The organism is Fructilactobacillus sp. X2R6C1 (genome assembly GCF_059901295.1).
Window position 1 is genome coordinate 1 of the sequence record NZ_JBWXUZ010000079.1, and the last position, 236, is coordinate 236.

General features: G+C 48.7%; 1 protein-coding gene. It reads right to left on the reverse strand.

Annotated features, from left to right (window positions below; translation table 11 throughout):
* On the reverse strand, positions 1-236 hold a 236-nt coding region (locus tag AC6UDF_RS07440), incomplete at both ends, for a hypothetical protein (RefSeq protein WP_500724262.1).

Below are 236 nucleotides of genomic sequence, written 5' to 3' on the forward strand. Positions count from 1 at the left end.
TCACAGAAGTCCCTGTGACCACGATGGCACCCAAAAGCGCGGAACAAAGAGTAAGTGTGGCGGCAATAATTGAACCTGGGCCCGGCAGTTTTGGGGCAAAGGTATTCAGAAGATCATGGCCAACCGAATCAATAAAATCCGGGCCGTTGTTAAGTAAGTAAAAACAAAACCCGAACCAAGCCACACTCCCAATTAATTTGCCAATGACTGCCTCAAGATCGGCACCGCTCTTAAGC